The sequence below is a fragment of the Streptomyces sp. NPDC002835 genome (assembly GCF_053591995.1).
The window spans coordinates 1-15629 of record NZ_JBSFUW010000045.1; the positions used below are offsets into that span (position 1 = coordinate 1).

Annotated in this window: 17 protein-coding genes; 9 read left to right on the top strand and 8 right to left on the bottom strand. The window is 72.0% G+C overall.

Translation table 11 applies throughout. The features are described 5' to 3' along the window. Nucleotides 1-138 precede the first annotated feature (138 nt). Together ACWD01_RS32290 and ACWD01_RS32295 are read right to left on the bottom strand one after the other, a co-directional pair. Nucleotides 139-465 (bottom strand): GYD domain-containing protein, encoded by a 327-nt coding sequence (locus tag ACWD01_RS32290; RefSeq protein ID WP_451166835.1) that lies wholly within the window; start codon nucleotides 463-465, stop codon nucleotides 139-141. 200 nt (nucleotides 466-665) lie between these two features. Then, nucleotides 666-1367, bottom strand: coding sequence for a copper homeostasis protein CutC (locus ACWD01_RS32295; RefSeq protein WP_451166837.1), 702 nt, complete (start codon nucleotides 1365-1367; stop codon nucleotides 666-668). Nucleotides 1368-1490: 123 nt separating this feature from the next. Here ACWD01_RS32295 and ACWD01_RS32300 point away from each other — a divergent pair, with 123 nt between their 5' ends. Next, on the top strand, nucleotides 1491-2183 hold the full coding sequence (locus ACWD01_RS32300; protein ID WP_451166909.1) for an HD domain-containing protein: 693 nt from the start codon (nucleotides 1491-1493) through the stop codon (nucleotides 2181-2183). 98 nt (nucleotides 2184-2281) lie between these two features. Continuing rightward, nucleotides 2282-3490 carry a Cmx/CmrA family chloramphenicol efflux MFS transporter gene (locus ACWD01_RS32305; protein WP_451166911.1) on the top strand — a complete coding sequence of 403 codons (1209 nt, stop codon included), beginning with the start codon at nucleotides 2282-2284 and terminating at the stop codon, nucleotides 3488-3490. Between the two features lie 17 nt (nucleotides 3491-3507). On the opposite strand, the gene ACWD01_RS32310 is transcribed toward ACWD01_RS32305, so the two are convergent. After that, complete coding sequence (locus ACWD01_RS32310) at nucleotides 3508-4071, bottom strand: CGNR zinc finger domain-containing protein (protein WP_451166839.1); 564 nt, start codon at nucleotides 4069-4071, stop codon at nucleotides 3508-3510. 143 nt (nucleotides 4072-4214) lie between these two features. Here ACWD01_RS32310 and ACWD01_RS32315 point away from each other — a divergent pair, with 143 nt between their 5' ends. Genes ACWD01_RS32315 through ACWD01_RS32325 form a run of 3 tightly spaced genes read left to right on the top strand, consistent with a single transcriptional unit; the run spans nucleotide 4215 to nucleotide 5847 of the window. Further along, nucleotides 4215-4838, top strand: coding sequence for an AzlC family ABC transporter permease (locus tag ACWD01_RS32315; RefSeq protein WP_451166841.1), 624 nt, complete (start codon nucleotides 4215-4217; stop codon nucleotides 4836-4838). Continuing rightward, nucleotides 4838-5149 (top strand): AzlD domain-containing protein, encoded by a 312-nt coding sequence (locus tag ACWD01_RS32320; RefSeq protein ID WP_451166842.1) that lies wholly within the window; start codon nucleotides 4838-4840, stop codon nucleotides 5147-5149. Before ACWD01_RS32315 ends, ACWD01_RS32320 begins: the two co-directional genes overlap by 1 nt. A 14-nt stretch (nucleotides 5150-5163) precedes the next feature. Continuing rightward, nucleotides 5164-5847, top strand: a complete 684-nt coding sequence (locus ACWD01_RS32325) for an RraA family protein (RefSeq protein WP_451166844.1) — start codon at nucleotides 5164-5166, stop codon at nucleotides 5845-5847. 116 nt (nucleotides 5848-5963) lie between these two features. Here the strand turns inward: ACWD01_RS32325 and ACWD01_RS32330 are convergent, their stop codons facing one another. The 5 genes from ACWD01_RS32330 to ACWD01_RS32350 all read right to left on the bottom strand — a co-directional run bounded on the left by ACWD01_RS32330 (nucleotide 5964) and on the right by ACWD01_RS32350 (nucleotide 11436). After that, nucleotides 5964-7727, bottom strand: coding sequence for a prolyl oligopeptidase family serine peptidase (locus ACWD01_RS32330; protein ID WP_451166846.1), 1764 nt, complete (start codon nucleotides 7725-7727; stop codon nucleotides 5964-5966). A gap of 1 nt (nucleotide 7728) precedes the next feature. Next, nucleotides 7729-8742 carry a hypothetical protein gene (locus ACWD01_RS32335; protein WP_451166847.1) on the bottom strand — a complete coding sequence of 338 codons (1014 nt, stop codon included), beginning with the start codon at nucleotides 8740-8742 and terminating at the stop codon, nucleotides 7729-7731. 572 nt (nucleotides 8743-9314) lie between these two features. Next, nucleotides 9315-10388 carry a hypothetical protein gene (locus ACWD01_RS32340; RefSeq protein WP_451166849.1) on the bottom strand — a complete coding sequence of 358 codons (1074 nt, stop codon included), beginning with the start codon at nucleotides 10386-10388 and terminating at the stop codon, nucleotides 9315-9317. 428 nt (nucleotides 10389-10816) lie between these two features. Next, on the bottom strand, nucleotides 10817-11083 hold the full coding sequence (locus tag ACWD01_RS32345) for a DUF4031 domain-containing protein (RefSeq protein WP_451166851.1): 267 nt from the start codon (nucleotides 11081-11083) through the stop codon (nucleotides 10817-10819). After that, entirely contained in the window at nucleotides 11080-11436 is a 357-nt protein-coding gene (locus tag ACWD01_RS32350; protein ID WP_451166853.1) for a hypothetical protein, read from the bottom strand. The genes ACWD01_RS32345 and ACWD01_RS32350 overlap by 4 nt, the downstream gene beginning before the upstream one ends. 56 nt (nucleotides 11437-11492) lie before the next feature. On the opposite strand from ACWD01_RS32350, the gene ACWD01_RS32355 reads away from it, so the two are divergent. From ACWD01_RS32355 to ACWD01_RS32370, 4 genes are all read left to right on the top strand, one after another. Then, complete coding sequence (locus ACWD01_RS32355) at nucleotides 11493-12407, top strand: MurR/RpiR family transcriptional regulator (protein WP_356898927.1); 915 nt, start codon at nucleotides 11493-11495, stop codon at nucleotides 12405-12407. 59 nt (nucleotides 12408-12466) lie between these two features. Further along, nucleotides 12467-13450, top strand: coding sequence for an N-acetylmuramic acid 6-phosphate etherase (gene murQ / locus ACWD01_RS32360; protein WP_451166855.1), 984 nt, complete (start codon nucleotides 12467-12469; stop codon nucleotides 13448-13450). Nucleotides 13451-13642: 192 nt separating this feature from the next. Further along, nucleotides 13643-14260 carry a helix-turn-helix domain-containing protein gene (locus tag ACWD01_RS32365; RefSeq protein ID WP_451166857.1) on the top strand — a complete coding sequence of 206 codons (618 nt, stop codon included), beginning with the start codon at nucleotides 13643-13645 and terminating at the stop codon, nucleotides 14258-14260. A 71-nt stretch (nucleotides 14261-14331) separates the two neighbouring features. Continuing rightward, nucleotides 14332-15624, top strand: a complete 1293-nt coding sequence (locus ACWD01_RS32370) for an MFS transporter (protein ID WP_451166913.1) — start codon at nucleotides 14332-14334, stop codon at nucleotides 15622-15624. The last annotated feature ends 5 nt before the right edge of the window (nucleotides 15625-15629 follow it).

Consider the following 15629-nt stretch of genomic DNA (forward strand, 5'->3'; position numbering starts at 1 on the left):
GCTCTCCCTGCTCCTGGCCGTCTCGGGCCGACGCGCGGCACTGGACGACCTGAGCGGGCCGGGGGTGGGCGAGCTGAGGTCGACACGGCCGTAGGGCCGCCCGCTCGCGGTTCGCCGTGGGTGAGCGGGCGCGTGCGGCTACGAGCCCGGAGCCCGGTACTGGATCCGCTCGGCTTTGCGCAGGGCTTCCAGGGTTTCGTCGACGGACAGAAGGACGGTCGTCTCGAACGAGCTGAGCGCACCGCCTCCGCTGATCGCCAGCGCGACCGCGGACATGGACACGTTGTCCGGGGCCTCCCACAGGTTGTAGCCGTCATGCGTGCCGAAGGCGTACCAGAAGCCGTGGAGCTTCCCGCCGACGGACTCGATATAGGTCCGGGCGGCCTGCGCGCGGTCCTCGGGGTGGCCGATCAGCCTGGCCCAGGTCTCCGGCGTGTAGCTGAATCTCGACAGATAGAGCGGCATCGTGTCTCCTCCTCGTTCCATCAAGAGGTGCCCCCACGGGCCGGGAACGCGCACGAGACGGTCTCAGCTCCCCCGAAGGGACGACAACGGGACCGCTCCCACAGCCAGTGTCCGCGCCCGGTGCTCTCCCGCCCGGCCGGGCCGGACGGGGCGTGCCGCCAGGCCCTCCACCGGCCTCGCCGCCGCACGGCGGCACCCCGCTACGCGTCCAGCGAGTCCCGCCATCCCCGCACCGACGCCGCCGACACCGGTCCCGACCAGCCCTCCGGGCGGGCCGCTCCGCCGATGTGGAAGGCCGTCACGCCGCCGGCCAGCAGGCGCGGCACATGGTCCAGGCGCAGCCCGCCGCCGACCAGCAGCCGGGGCTCGTAGCCCGGTTCGCCCGCCCGCGCCGCCTCCGTGAGGAGCGTCGGCAGGCCGTCGTCCACGCCGGCCGCGGACCCCGCCGTCAGATACGTGTCGAGCCCGGGCAGGTCCGCGAGCTGCTTGCGCAGCGCGTCCCGGTCCGCCGCCCGGTCGATCGCGCGGTGGAACGTCCACCGGCAGCCGTCCAGTACCGCCAGCAGCCGCTCGACCGTGACGAGGTCGGGCTGGCCGTGGTCGTCGAGGAAGCCGAGGACGAACTCGTCCGCGCCGGCCTCCCGCAGTTCTTCCGCGGCGCGTACGAGCGCGTCCGCCTCGGCCGGGCCGCCGGCCGAGAAGCCGTCGGCGAGGCGAAGCATCACCCGCAGCGGGATGTCGACGGCCGCGCGGATCGCCGCGAAGACGGCGACCGGCGGGGTCAGCCCGTCCGCCGCCATGTCGGTGACCAACTCCAGCCGGTCGGCCCCTCCGGACTGGGCGGCCACCGCGTCCTCGGCGTCGAGGGCGATCACCTCCAGGAGTGCACGGTTGCTGCTCATGGGACCCATTCCTCCAGGGGCTCCGACAGGTCTAGTCCACTGGTCAGCCTAATGCCCGCGGCGTCCCACGGCAGCCACCGGCCCGAAGGAGACGGGAAGATGGCTGCGGGCAGAATGAGGACCATGGCCGCCGTTCCGCAGCAGCACCCCGCCCACGAGGACCTCCGCAGCCGCTGGCTCCGGACCCTGCTCGCCGCCCGCGAGACCGCCCGTGACAGCCAGGCCGCAGGGACCGGCGGGGCCGATCCCTCCGCGTACGGGGAGAATCTGCTCGCCCGCTGGGCCGAGCCGCAGCGCAGGTACCACACCACCGATCACCTCGTCGCCGTCCTCGACCGCATCGACGAGCTGGAGCAGTACGCCGACGACCCGGCGCTCGTACGCCTCGCCGCCTGGTTCCACGATGCGGTCTATCTGCCCGACCGCTCGGAGAACGAGGAGCGGTCCGCGCGTCTCGCCGAGCGCGCGCTCCCCGAGGCCGGCGTGGGCGAACGGGCCACGGCCGAGGTCGCCCGCCTGGTCCGTCTCACCGTCACCCACGACCCGGACCCGGCCGACCGCAACGGCCAGGTGCTGTGTGACGCCGACCTGGCGGTGCTGGCCGCCGACCCGCAGGCGTACGCGGCCTATGCGGCGGCCGTCCGCGACGAGTACGCCTTCGTCCCGGACGAGGCGTTCCGCGACGGCCGCGCGGGGGTGCTGCGGCACCTGCTCGGGCTGCCGAAGCTGTTCCGTACGCCGCACGGGCAGCGCGAGTGGGAGCAGCGGGCGCGCCACAACCTCACCGTCGAGCTGGAGCTGCTCGCCGCGTCCTGAGCGGCCCGGGGAGGGAGCCGGGGGGTGTCCGGCGGGGAATTTCGGGCTTCAACCACTTGTTGGCAGCTGTCATGCCCGCAGCCTCGTCCCGCACCCGTATGCCCCTCGCCGTCTACATACTCGGCCTGTCCGTGTTCGCCCTCGGCACCAGTGAATTCATGCTGTCCGGGCTGCTGCCGCCGATCGCGCGCGACATGGACGTCTCGATTCCGCAGGCCGGGCTGCTGACGTCGGCCTTCGCGGTGGGCATGGTGGTCGGTGCGCCGCTGCTCGCCGTGGCGACGCTGCGCCTGCCGCGCCGGACCACCCTCGTCACCCTGATCTCGGTCTTCGGCGTCGGGCAGGTCGCGGGCGCGCTGGCCCCGACGTACGAGGTGCTCTTCGCGTCCCGGGTGATCAGCGCGCTCGCGTGCGCGGGCTTCTGGGCCGTCGGCGCCGCCGTCGCGATCGCCATGGTGCCGGTGAACCAGCGGGCCCGGGCCATGGCGGTCATGATCGGTGGGCTGTCGATCGCGAACGTCCTCGGCGTACCGGCGGGCGCGTTCCTCGGCGAGCACCTGGGGTGGCGCTCCGCGTTCTGGGCGGTCGGCGCCGCGTCCGGCGTCGCGCTCGTCGGTGTGGTGGCCCGTATCCCCCGCATCCCGCTCCCGGAGCGCAAGCCGCGCCTCAACGAGGAGCTGAGGATCTACCGCGACGGCCAGGTGTGGCTGGCGGTGGCGATCACCGCGCTCGCGGCGGGCGGCGTGTTCTGCCTCTTCACGTACTTCAGCCCGCTGCTCACGGACGTGGCCGGGCTGGACGCCGGCTGGGTGCCGACGGTGCTGGCGCTGTTCGGGATCGGTGCGCTGACCGGTTCGACGATCGGCGGCCGGGTGGCGGACGCGCACCTGTTCGGTGTGATGCTCGGCGGCATCGCCGCGTCGACCGTGCTGCTGGCGGCGCTCGCGCTGTTCTCCTCGTACGCCGCCGTCGCGGTGGCGCTGTCGTTCCTGCTCGGCTTCTCGTCGTTCTTCACGGCCCCGGCGCTCAACGCCCGGATGTTCAACGTCGCGGGCGCGGCGCCGACCCTCGCCGGCGCGACGACGACCGCCTCGTTCAACCTGGGCAACACCGGCGGCCCCTGGCTCGGCGGTGTGGTCATCGACGCGGACCTCGGCTACGCGTCGACGGCCTGGGCGGGCGCGGCGATGATGCTCGTCGCGATCGGCCTCGTGGCGATCGCGATGCGGCTGCACGGCAGGTCACGGGTGGTGGCGGGCACGACGACGGACGCCGGGGCGGGCGCCCTGCGCATCGAGCACGTCTGATTCCACCCGTCCGCCCCTCACCGGTCGGCGGGGGCGCCTCGTCGGCGGGCGCGGTGGGCCGCCGCACTCGCGCGGTTTCCGCAGATCTGCGGACTGCAGTAGCGGCGTGACTGGTTGCGGGAGATGTCCACGAACACCTCTTCGCAGCGGTTGCCGTCGCAGATGTGCAGCCGGCTCATGCCCGTGGTGGTGATGACGCCGAGGAGGCCCATGGCGGCGTTCACCGCGTACTGGTCGACGGGCGGGGCGTGCGGGCCGGTGACGTGCAGGTGCCACTCGCCGTCGTGATTGGTGTAGTGCGGGACCGCGTGGTGCTCGGCGAGGATGCCGTTGAGCAGGGCGACCGCGGTCGCCTCGTCGGGGGCCGCGAAGATTTCCCGCAGGGCCGTCCGCAGGGCGCGGGCCCGGTCGAGGTCCTTACGCGTGGGCACGTCCTTGATACGGATTCCGTGGGTGATGAGGAGTTCCGCCAATGCGGCCGAATCCGGCATCTTTTCCTTTTCACGGACCACGTTGTACGTGTTGACCAGGTCCTCGGCCCATGTTGCCGGATCCTCGGAGTAACTAGTAAATCTCATCATGGCTCCGTATTATCTGTCGCATTGGACCGTCTCGACATGGAGGGTCGATGGACTCCCAAGAGGCATTACCCGCTCCCGCCGACGCGCCTGAAGGGCATTATCCCCCGGTCGGCTTCAGAGAAGAATGGCTGCGCGGAGCGCGCATGGCGATCCCGCTGGCGATCGCGGTCTTCGGCTTCGCCGTCTCGTTCGGCGTGGTGGCCCGGGCCGCCGACATGGGGATCATGGCGCCGATCGCCATGTCCTTGACCACCTTCGCCGGATCGGCCCAGTTCGCGGCCGCGTCCGTGGTGGGCACCGGCGGGGGCATCGCCGCGGCCATCGTGGCCGCCGTTCTGCTCAACTCCCGCTATCTCCCGATCGGGATCAGCGTCGCCCCGGCGATGACGGGCAACGCCGTCAAGCGCTTCTTCGCCGCGCAGCTCGTGGTGGACGAGTCCTGGGCCGTGGGGCATCTCGGCGAGGGCCGCTACTCGCGCGGCCGGCTGCTGGGCGCGGGCGTAGTCGTCTACTGCGCCTGGGTGGGCGGCACGGCCGTCGGCGTGCTGGGCGCGCAGTACGTCGGGGACCCGCTGCGCTTCGGACTGGACGTGGTGTCGCCCGTCCTCTTCCTGGCGCTGCTCAAGGGGCAGATCGGTGACCGGCGCGCGCTCGTCTGCGCGATCCTCGGGGTCGCGATCGCGCTGTCGCTGACGCCGCTCGCCTCACCCGGCGTGCCGTTGATCGCCTCCACCGTCGCCTGTCTGCTGGGATTGAGGAAGAAGTGATGAGCGGAGTATGGCTGGCGGTGCTCCTCGTGGGCGCCGTGTCGATGGCGCTGAAGGCCACCGGGCCGGTGCTGCTCGGCGGGCAGGAACTGCCGGACGCCATGCAGCGCGTGGTGGCCCTGATGGCGCCGACGCTGCTGGCGGCGCTGATCGCCACTCAGATCTTCGGCAGCGGCGAGGCGTTGACGGTCGACGCCCGCGTGGTGGGTCTGCTCGTGGGCGCGTTCGGCGTCTGGCGGAACTGGCCCACGCTGCTCGTGGTGTTCCTGGGCGCGGCGGCCGCGGCAGTGACCCGGCTGGTCGCAGGATGAGAGGAATCGCAGTCATGGGCGTAGATCCGGCCGACGGGCAGACCTGGCCGACGGCGGCGCTGTGGGACGCGGGCATCCGGCTGGGCCACCGGCTCACGCTGCCACCGCTGCCCCTGCGGCCGGTGGCGCCGGGGATGAGGCTGGCCGGTCCGCTGCGCCGGATCCACCACACCGAGGGGGTCGCCTCGATCTTCGAGGGCCTGGACGAGGCCCGCGAGGGGGACGTGCTGTTCATCGACAACGAGGGGCGCACGGACGAGGCGTGCGTGGGCGATCTCGTCGCGATCGAAGCGCGGCTGGCGGGCGTGGCGGGCCTGGTGGTGTGGGGCTGCCACCGCGACTCCGACGAGCTGGCCGTCATCAGGCTGCCGGTGTTCAGCCTGGGGCCGTGCCCGTCGTCGCCCACCGTGCGTCCGGACACCGGCGGCGAGGCGGAGCGGACGTTCCCGGTCGAGGCGGGCGACATCGCGGTGGGCGACTCGGACGGCCTGGTCGTCGTCCCCGCCGGGATTCACTCGGAGGTCGCGGATGTCGCCCGGACCATCGTGGTGGCCGAGCAGCGCCAGGCCGAGCAGGCGCTGCGCGGAGTGAGTCTGCGCGAGCAGCTCGCCTGGCCGGAGTTCCAGGAACGCCGGCGGGAGGACCCGTCGTACACCTTCCGTATGCACATGGCCCGGGTGGGCGGCGCGCTGGAGTAGGAGCCGGGCGGCTCAGGCGGGGGTGCGCCAGCGCAGCAGGAGGTCGCGGCGCCCCCGCGGGCGGTGGACGACGATGTCCTCACGGCGGGTGGTGTCCCCCGGGGTGCACCGGCAGGTCATGGGAGCCTCCTTGCGGCGTCGATGTGCGTACGGGCGAACTCCACCTGGCGGCGGAAGACGGTGACGCGTTCCTCCACGGCCGTCAGGCTGTGGCCCGCGTCCACGGCGTGGAACTCGACCGGCAGGCCGCGGGCGCCGAGCCGGTCCGCGTAGGCGCGGGCCTGGTCGATGGGGCAGCGCGGGTCGTTGACGCCGGCGCAGATGAAGACCGGTGCGCGGACGGCGTCGGCGTAGGTGGCGGGCGAGGCGTCGCGGTAGACCTCGGGGACTTCCTCCGGGGTGCCGCCGAAGAGACTGCGGTCGAGCGCCTTGATGTCGTCCATGGCCTGCCGGTGGGCGGCGGCGCAGTCGGCGACCGGGGCGCCGGCCAGGCCGACGGTCCAGTCGTCCGGCCGGGTGCCGAGACCGAGCAGGGTCAGATAGCCGCCCCAGGACCAGCCGGCGAGTACGAGCCGGCCGGGGTCGACGATCCGGTGGTCGACGGCCCACTGCCGTACGGCGGTGACGTCCTCGAGTTCGGTGTGGCCGACGCGGCGCCGCAGGGCCTCCGTCCACGCCCGCCCGTAGCCGGTGGAGCCGCGGTAGTTGACGCGTACGACGGCGAACCCCTCGTCCGTCCAGGCCGCGGCCTCGGGGTCGAAGGCGTCCCGGTCGTGTTCGTCGGGCCCGCCGTGCAGCAGGAACACCGCGGGGTGCGGCTCGGTACCGGTCCGGGGCAGGCTCAGCAGGGCGTGGACGCGTCCGCCGGGGCCGTCGACCCAGATGTCGCGGACGAGAGCGGTCCGCGGCGGACGGTCGGCCGCGGGGAACCGCGGGTCGCTGTCGAGGGCCAGGAAGACGGGCGGGTGCGCGGAGTCCGACCACTGGAACCACACGTCGCCGCCGGGCCGGGTGCGGGCGTGCTCGATGGTGCCGTCGGGGATCTTCAGCCGGGTCAGCTCGCGGGCGGCCAGGTCGTAGCTGAACGCCTCGGAGCGGGCCTGGTGGTCGTGGACGACCAGCAGAGAGGTGGCGTCCTGCGACCATTCGACGGAGGTCTCGCCGGGCAGTCCGAGGTCCAGGCCGACGCGCTCGCCGGTGCGCGGCTCGTAGACGGCGGGCTCCCAGCGGTCCTCGCGCGGCTGGAGGACCAGCAGCCGGTTGTCCCCGGGGACCGGGGAGAAGCCGACGGCCTCGCCCTCGAGGTCGGCGACGGCACGGCCGTCCGTGGTCAGGACGCGCACGCCCGGATCCCACAGGTCGCCGCGCTCGCTGTGCGCGATGACGGCGAGGGTGAGGTCGCGGGACAGATCGACGGCGTACGCGGGCTCTTCGTGCCGGTAGAGGCGGCGGGACGCGCCGCCGGGCAGCACGAGGGAGACGTCGGTGCCGTGCTCGGTGCTGTGGCCGAGCAGGTTGTGTCCGCACAGGCCGAGGGCGAGCCCCGCGGGCCAGTACGGTTCCAGATCGTGTACGGCGGGCTCGTCGGGTCCGCCGCCGAACGGCTGCCGCATCCACTGGCCGCGTTCGTCGCCGTCGGTGTCGGCGAACCACCACACGGCCTCGCCGGACGCCTCGATGGCGCAGTGCCGGGCGCCGGAGGGGCGGTCGGTGACCTGCCGCAGCGTGCCGGCCGTGCGGTCCCAGCAGTAGACCTGGGCGTTGCCGGAGCGGTCGCTGACGAACACGCAGCGCTCCGGGGAGCTTTTGGCCCAGGCGGGGAGCGTGTGGCGCGGGGCTCGGAAACGCTGTTCCCACAGCGGTGTGTCCGGGGCGCTCATGTCAGTGGCAACCGCAACTGGCCGCGGTGACGCGGTTCATCCGGCGGCGGGGGCCCGAACCGGCGGCCGTGGTGCCCGCTCCCGCCAGGGGCGCGGCGCCGTCGAGGGCGGTGAGGGAGCTGGTGGCGCAGTCGAGGACGATCTGGAACTCGTTGAGCGGCAGCGAGCCGAGCACCAGGTGGACGGAGGCCGCGGCCCTGCCCGTACCGACGGCGTTGGACTCGGAGTTGAAGGGCAGCCGCGGGGCGGCCGGGTTGATGCCCAACTCGACTCCGGTGACCGCGCGGTGGCCCGGGTCCGTGGTGAAGAGCTGCGTCAGGGCGGCCGCCGCGGTCGCGGACCCTGTCTCCGTCGCCTTCATGCCGGTCACCGCGCCGTCCTCGACGGTGAGCACGAGCGGGTAGTGCGAGAGTCCGGACAGCTTCTCGAACAGTTCCCGGCAGGAGGCCGTGCCGGGCGTGCGGGTGCGTACGACGGACCAGCCCTTGACGGCGATCTGCCCGGTGACGGTGGTGCCGGGGTCCGTGAAGTCCAGCCTCAGCAGGCCGGTGGGCGCGCTCTGCACGGCGCCGGGCCGGAAGAAGCCGGTGTCGGTCCGGGACCACTCCGGTGCGGCGAAGGTCATCTTGGCCACGGACTCGGTCAGCGCCTCTTCGAGGACGAGTCCGCCGGCCGCGGCCACGGCGTCCGCGAGCGCGGCGCCGGTCCGGCCGAGGGATTCGGGGTCGGTCTTCTCCAGTGACGCCAGAAGGCTGCCCAGTTGGTCGAGGGCGAGGGGGCCGGTACCGGCGCGGAGAGCGGCGACGGTACGGCGCGGGCCCACCTCGAGGCCGGGGGCGGTCAGCAGCCGGTCGTCCTGGGCCACGATCAGGACGTCACTGTCCTCGGGGACGCCGGAACGCAGTACGTCGGTCAGGGACTGGCCCGCCCCGGCCGTGACCGTGTCCCATGCTGCGTAGCGGCTCGGTGGCTCGATCCGGAAGGAGTCCGAGAACCGCTGTTCCAGGACGAGCATGAATCGGTTCCGGCCCACCGGGTACTGGCGACAGGCCTCAGGACGGACGATAATCACTGTGACACTCCCAGATCGTTTGTGCCGGTGTGTCAGCGAGGCGGGCCGAGCTATCACCTCGGCCCGCCTCGCTTACGGCACACCCGGCGCGATGCTTCTCGAGCCTTTCGCGCGTGGCTGCCTGCTACCCGGCTCAGCCCAGCAGCGTGCCCAGGTAGTTGCTGTTCTTGCGAACCTTGATGGTCTTCTTCATGGCGAACACCCCCCAACTGTTGCTCGATCCGTCAGGCGAGCGGGCGGGCCCGCGGCAGCGGCCCGGGACCCGGCTCAGCCCAGCAGCGTGCCCAGGTAGTTGCTGTTCTTGCGGACCTTGATGGTCTTCTTCACGGCGTACACCCCCCAACTGTTGCTCGATCCGACAGGCGGGCGGACGGGCCTCACCACCGGCCCGGCCGGCCTCAGCCCAGCAGCGTGCCCAGGTAGTTGCTGTTCTTGCGAACCTTGATGGTCTTCTTCATGGCTGACACCTCCTTTCCGTAATGGATTTCGCGCTCGCGCGATTCGCTCATGGCCGGTCAGGCAACAGCGGCCATGCGAACACTGGGAGCGCCGCCTTTGTCGCCCAGGACCACGTCACCGCTTTCGGTGTACACGGTGGTGTCGGGCGAGATGATGTCGAGGTGGTACTGGGTGAAGGGAGTCAGGCCCAATCCCCAGTGGAGGCAGCCGCGTTCGCCGCCGTACACCTCGTTCATGGCATGGTTGCCCGGAAGAATGTCCAGGCTGGTGTTGAGGGCATGTCCGATCTCCCAGACCAGCGTATAGCGCGAGTCGATTTCGAACATTGCCTCGAAGACCTTGGCGACCTCGGCGCCTTCCTTTCGGAAGGGGCGCAGCGAGGAGATCGTCCCCTTGGTGACGTCGCAGACCACCGCTTCGTGTTCCAGGCCGGCGAGTTTGCCGGAAAGGCGGGCCTGGTCCTTGCGGATGAACGACGGCGTGCCGCTGTGCAGAATGGGGAATCCGCGGAACGCGATGCTTCCTTCGAGCGGCAGGTGCAGCTTCTCGTCGAATTCGACGATCTGCATCGGCAGCACGCTGATCTCCCCCGAGGGAACGATCTGCTGCTCGCCCCACTCGAGCGGGCCGGCCTGCTGGTTCCAGATCAGACCGTCCGCGAGGTGGTCGAGCTCGGCGCGGGTGCCGTGGCGCTCGTCGACGTAGATCAGGCGGTCGGTGGACTCGGCGAGCTCGAAGAAGCGGTCACTGAACTCCCCCTGCTCCTGCGCGGAAGTATTTTCGATGACGCCGATGAAATGCCGAATGATTTCCAGATCGGCGGGCGTCGAGTTGCAGGCCATCCCCATCAGCTTGCGATTCTGACCGAGAGCTTCTTCCGAGGGTGACTCAAAGAACCGGTACGGCGAGATGACCAAGGAGTGCGACTGCTGCGGAATCGTTCCTTCAGCAAGCATCGCCTCGAAGTCGTCGCCCTTGCCGATGAAGATCGTCCGGTATTCCGCGTACGGAGCTTCCTTGACGATCTCGAGCTCGTTCTCGAGCTCGCGGTTCGTGATCAGACAGAAGACGCTGCCTTCCGCCGGCCCGAACTGACTGTACCGAGCCGGATTAATCTTGATCGCCGCCATAACCAGCCTGTCCTCTCATCGGTCATTATTCGCTCGGCCCGGGACATAGCCAACATCACCCCCCGCGGGGCGCGCAACACGGCATCGAAGTACGGCCGGAATTAGGGTGAGGTTTGAACGGCGGAAAGCAGGAACCGGAAGGATAAACTCCGCAGCCGCACCGCCACCATCACGCGATTTCAGATGACCGAGAACTGTCAAGTACGCATCTTTTACCAACACGAAACGACCGGAGCGCCGAAGTTTCCGGCCATGATCCCGGCCGCCAAATTGCTACATGTCGGAGATCCGGCCCAAATCAACCTCCCGCTCCGGCGGCAGCCGGCGTCCACCGCCGCGGAACACCCGGGCGGCCTCGACACGAACCGCGGCGCGGAGCACGGGGGCCGCGGGAGGGAGCCGTTACGGAGAAGAGCCGTGACGCGGACCTACGCGGGCCGCCCCTTCGGCCTGCGCAGCCCCGCGGCCGTCAGCCGGCGCACCAGTTCCTTGGATCCGATCTCCACCGCGCCCGCCGCCACGGCGTCCGCGTAGCGGTGCGACGGGATGTCGTAGTGGTCGCGTTCGAAGGCACGCGGCGGGCAGCCGATGCGTACGGCGAAGCTGTGGAGCTCCTCGAACGACACGTCGCTGACCAGGTGGGACCACATCCGCCCGTGGCCGGGCCAGGTCGGCGGGTCGATGTAGACCGTCACCGCAGCCCGCCTATGGGGGCGACCACCACGCCCGCCTTGGCGCACACCCAGTGCGGGTCGGGGCCGAGTTCCGGCTCGACCTCGAGGGCGTGCGGGTCTCCAGCGTCGCAGACCGGGCAGAGCGGCCAGCGGCCGTGCCGCTCCAGCAGGGCGTCCTGGACGTCCTGGGCGACCAGACCGGCGACGTACTCGACCCCGTCCGGCCACTGCTCGACCCACCAGCGCCGATGCGTGATCGAGTCCTCGACCATGGAGACGACCGTCGCCTCCGCGACGTCGCGGGCGGCCAGATCGGCGAGGACCAGGGCGCGGGCCGTGTGCAGCGCCTGCTCCAGTGGGTTCGAGTCGTCCATGCACCCATTGTCTCCGGGTCTTGACGGCAGCCGAAACGCGAAAATACCTTTCAAGGGTGACCAATCCAGTGAAGGAAATTTTCATGGGCGACGCTCCCGCTCCTGCCGCCCTCGCGGCCAAGGTGCGCACCCTCGCGCCGTCCATGACCCGATCCATGCAGCGGGTCGCCGAAGCCGTCGCCGACGACCCGGCCGGCTGCGCGGCCCTCACGGTCACCGGCCTCGCGGAGCTCACCGGCACCAGCGAGGCCACCGTGGTCCGTACGGCCCGACTGCTCGGCTACCCCGGCTACCGCGACCTGCGCCTCGCGCTCGCCGGTCTCGCCGCGCACCAGGAGTCCGGGCGGGCCCCCGCCCTCACCACCGACATAGCCGTCGACGACCCGATCGCGGACGTCGTAGCCAAGCTCGCCTACGACGAACAGCAGACCCTCGCCGACACCGCGGCCGGCCTGGACACCGTCCAGCTCGGCGCGGCCGTGACCGCCGCGGCGACGGCCCGCCGCATCGACATCTACGGCGTCGGCGCGTCGTCGCTCGTCGGCATGGACCTCGCGCAGAAGCTGCTCCGCATCGGCCTGATCGCCCACGCGCACGCGGACCCGCACCTCGCGATCACCAACGCGGTGCAGCTCCGCTCCGGCGACGTGGCCATCGCGATCACGCACTCGGGCTCCACGGGGGACGTGATCGAGCCGCTGCGGGTCGCCTTCGACCGCGGCGCGACGACCGTCGCGATCACCGGCCGCCCGGACGGGCCGGTCTCGCAGTACGCCGACCATGTCCTGACCACCTCGACCGCCCGCGAGAGCGAGCTGCGGCCGGCGGCGATGTCGTCGCGGACGAGCCAACTCCTCGTCGTCGACTGCCTGTTCATAGGCGTGGCGCAGCGTACGTACGAGTCGGCGGCCCCTGCCCTCGCCGCCTCGTACGAGGCCCTCGCCCACCGCCACAACCCGCGGACCCGCTGACGCGCACGCCGCCGCCGAGGCTGACGCCGACGCCGACCGAGAAAGCCGAGCCGCTCTTCATGACCTCCACGTACGGTGAACTCCGCGCCCAGCTGGCCGCCTTGACCACCGAGGCGTTCCGGCCCGAGCTCGCCGACATCGACCGGCTGCCGACGCTCGAGATCGCCCGCACCATGAACGGCGAGGACGCATCCGTCCCGGCCGCCGTCGCCGCGCAACTGCCCGTCATCGCCGCTGCGATCGACGCCACCGCCGAGCGCATGGCCCGCGGCGGCCGGCTGGTCTACGCGGGGGCCGGCACGGCGGGCCGACTCGGCGTCCTGGACGCCAGCGAGTGCCCGCCCACCTTCAACACCGACCCGTCGGAGATCGTCGGCCTGATCGCGGGCGGCCCGACCGCCATGCTCAGGGCCGTGGAGGGCGCGGAGGACAGCAAGGAGCTGGCCGCCGCGGACCTGGACGGCCTGGAGCTGACCGCGGACGACACGGTGGTCGGCATCTCCGCGTCCGGCCGCACGCCGTACGCGGTCGGCGCGGTGGAACACGCCCGCGGCCTGGGCGCGCTCACCATCGGCCTGTCCTGCAACGCGGACAGCGCGCTCGCCGCCGCCGCGGACCACGGGATCGAGGTCGTCACCGGACCCGAACTCCTCACCGGCTCCACCCGGTTGAAGGCGGGCACGGCACAGAAGCTGGTGCTCAACATGATCTCGACGATCACGATGATCCGCCTCGGCAAGACCTACGGAAACCTGATGGTCGACGTCCGCGCCTCCAACGACAAGCTCCACGCCAGGTCCCGCCGGATCGTGGCACTGGCGACGGGCGCGTCGGACGAGGAGATCGAGTCGGCCCTCGACGCGACGGACGGCGAGGTGAAGAACGCGATCCTGGTCATCCTCGGCACCGTGGACGCCCCGACGGCCGCCGCCCTCCTCTCCCACACCAACGGCAACCTCCGCGCCGCGCTGGAGGACGTCCGGGCCGCGCCCACCGGCGACTCGGCCCCCGACAGGCCCGGGTCCCGCCCCGCCGCCACTTGAACCGCGAGGCGCCTCCCGGCCCGATGCCGCGGTCCCGGACTCGTCCTCCTGAGACGCGGGGCGGCCCGGCTCCGTCGCAGGTCCCTTGTCCGCCGCCACCGCGGCACGCGGCGGGAGCGGAACGACCGGACTACCGAATTCTTTTTGCAAAAATCCTTTGGCAAACCGCGCCGGTCCTTCTACGCTCCCCTCATGCCCGACGAGACCCCCTCCCCCAAGCCCTCCGGCTACCGCAGCCGCGACCTCGACCCCGGTAAGGACGCCGCCGCGCTCAAGGCGCTGACGCACCCCCTGCGCATCCGCATGCTGGGGCTGCTCCGCATGGACGGTCCCGCCACCGCGAGTGAACTGGCCGTCAGGACGGGCGAGTCGTCGGCGTCGACCAGCTACCACCTGCGCGTGCTGGCGAAGTACGACTTCATCGCCGAGGCCGAGCACCGCGACGACCGGGAGCGGCGCTGGAAGGCGGTGCACGAGGTCACCAGCTGGAGCAACGACGCGATGGCCGGCTCCGCCGAAGCGCAGGCATTCGTCGACGTGGTCCGCCGCGCCCAACTCGACCATCTGGAGCGGTCCCTCGCCCAGCACCGGGAGGACCTCGCGGCCGGCCGCCTCGGCGACGAATGGCGCGAGCCCTCCGGAATGACCGACCTGGTGGCGCGGCTGACGCCCGAGTCGGTCACGGAGCTGTTCGACACGTTCGCCCGTGCCGTGACCGAGCTGGCCGCACGCGACGAGGACGATCCTCGTGCCGAGCAGGTCGTGCTCTTCGCCGCCGGCCTCGCCGTCCGGGCGGAGGACCGCTCGTGAAGCGGCCGCTGGACCGGACGCCGGACCGGCCGCTGGACCCGCGTACCGCCCGGCGCCGCTTCGCCACCGTCATGTTCCTCTTCTGGCTGCCCGTCGGCCTCTACATACCGTCCCAGGTGCTGCTGCTGGGCGAGCGCGGCATGAGCCTGGCCGTCGTCGCGGGGCTGTTCGCCGTCCACTCGGTCACCGTGTCCGTCATGGAGCTGCCGACCGGCGGCCTGTCCGACGTCATCGGCCGCCGCGCCGTCCTCGCCGCCTCGGGCCTGCTCAACCTCTCCGCGCTGACCGTGATGGCCCTCGGCACCACCGTCTGGGCCCTGGCCGTCGCGATGTTCCTGCTGGGCACGGGCCGCGCGCTCTCCAGCGGCCCCGCGGAGGCCTGGTACGTCGACACCGTCCAGGCCCACTCCGGCCCCGCCACCGAACTGCGCACCGGACTCGCCCGCGGCAGCACCGCCTCCGCCGCCGCGCTCGCCGTCGGCACCCTCGTCGGCGGCGCCCTGCCGCTCCTGCTGAGCCTCGGCACCGACCCCGGGGCCCGGCTGACCGACGCCACCGGCGGGCTCGTACTGCCCCTGTCGGTCCCGGGCCTGCTCGGCGCCGCCGTCGGCGTCGGATTCGTGGCGTACGTGCTGACCGCCCTGCCGGAGCCGCCCCGGCCGCCCGCCACGCTGCGCGGGGTGCTGCGGGGCGTCCCGGCGACGATGCTGGGCGGACTGCGGCTCGGCGTCACCGAGTCGCTGGTACGCCGGGTCATGCTGACGTCCGCGGCCGCCGGCGCGGCGCTCGCGTCCGTCGAACTCCTCACCCCCGGACGGGCCGCCCGGTTCACCGGCGCTCCGGAGTCCGGCGCCGTGCTCTACGCCTCGCTCGCCTGCGCCGGTTTCCTGTGCACCGCGCTCGGCAGCCACTGCGCGCCCCTGTTGGCCCGGCTGACGGGCAGCAGTGAACGCGCCTCGATGACCGCGCTCGGCGTGAGCGCGTCCGGGCTGGTGCTGCTCGGCGCGACGGCCGCCTGGGACAGCGGCACCGCGCCTCTGGTCCTCGCCGCCGTCGGCTACGGCCTGGTCTACCTCGGTCTCGGCGCCTCCGGCCCGAACCAGAACGACCTGCTCCACCACCGCGTCGACGGCTCACACCGCGCGACCGCCCTGTCGGTGAAGTCCCTGGCGCTCCAGTTCTTCGGCGCGATGGCCGGCCTGGCCGCCGGCTCCCTGCCGATCGGCCCGCTGCCGTGGCTGATGGCCGCCACCGCGCTGCTGCTGGGCGCGCTGCTGTGGACCCGCCGGGTGAAGCCCGTACGGGCAGCCGCGCCGGCGGTGGACGGGCGGCCCGCCGCGACAGAGTCGCTGCCCGGGCGTTGAATGAA

Bases quoted from the DNA above. Each gene is read 5' to 3' on its own strand.
- ACWD01_RS32290 (WP_451166835.1), bottom strand. From the start codon at position 465: ATGCCGCTCTATCTGTCGAGATTCAGCTACACGCCGGAGACCTGGGCC.
- ACWD01_RS32295 (WP_451166837.1), bottom strand. From the start codon at position 1,367: ATGAGCAGCAACCGTGCACTCCTGGAGGTGATCGCCCTCGACGCCGAG.
- ACWD01_RS32300 (WP_451166909.1), top strand. From the start codon at position 1,491: ATGGCCGCCGTTCCGCAGCAGCACCCCGCCCACGAGGACCTCCGCAGC.
- ACWD01_RS32305 (WP_451166911.1), top strand. From the start codon at position 2,282: ATGCCCCTCGCCGTCTACATACTCGGCCTGTCCGTGTTCGCCCTCGGC.
- ACWD01_RS32310 (WP_451166839.1), bottom strand. From the start codon at position 4,071: ATGATGAGATTTACTAGTTACTCCGAGGATCCGGCAACATGGGCCGAG.
- ACWD01_RS32315 (WP_451166841.1), top strand. From the start codon at position 4,215: ATGGCGATCCCGCTGGCGATCGCGGTCTTCGGCTTCGCCGTCTCGTTC.
- ACWD01_RS32320 (WP_451166842.1), top strand. From the start codon at position 4,838: ATGAGCGGAGTATGGCTGGCGGTGCTCCTCGTGGGCGCCGTGTCGATG.
- ACWD01_RS32325 (WP_451166844.1), top strand. From the start codon at position 5,164: ATGGGCGTAGATCCGGCCGACGGGCAGACCTGGCCGACGGCGGCGCTG.
- ACWD01_RS32330 (WP_451166846.1), bottom strand. From the start codon at position 7,727: ATGAGCGCCCCGGACACACCGCTGTGGGAACAGCGTTTCCGAGCCCCG.
- ACWD01_RS32335 (WP_451166847.1), bottom strand. From the start codon at position 8,742: ATGCTCGTCCTGGAACAGCGGTTCTCGGACTCCTTCCGGATCGAGCCA.
- ACWD01_RS32340 (WP_451166849.1), bottom strand. From the start codon at position 10,388: ATGGCGGCGATCAAGATTAATCCGGCTCGGTACAGTCAGTTCGGGCCG.
- ACWD01_RS32350 (WP_451166853.1), bottom strand. From the start codon at position 11,436: ATGGACGACTCGAACCCACTGGAGCAGGCGCTGCACACGGCCCGCGCC.
- murQ (WP_451166855.1), top strand. From the start codon at position 12,467: ATGACCTCCACGTACGGTGAACTCCGCGCCCAGCTGGCCGCCTTGACC.
- ACWD01_RS32365 (WP_451166857.1), top strand. From the start codon at position 13,643: ATGCCCGACGAGACCCCCTCCCCCAAGCCCTCCGGCTACCGCAGCCGC.
- ACWD01_RS32370 (WP_451166913.1), top strand. From the start codon at position 14,332: ATGTTCCTCTTCTGGCTGCCCGTCGGCCTCTACATACCGTCCCAGGTG.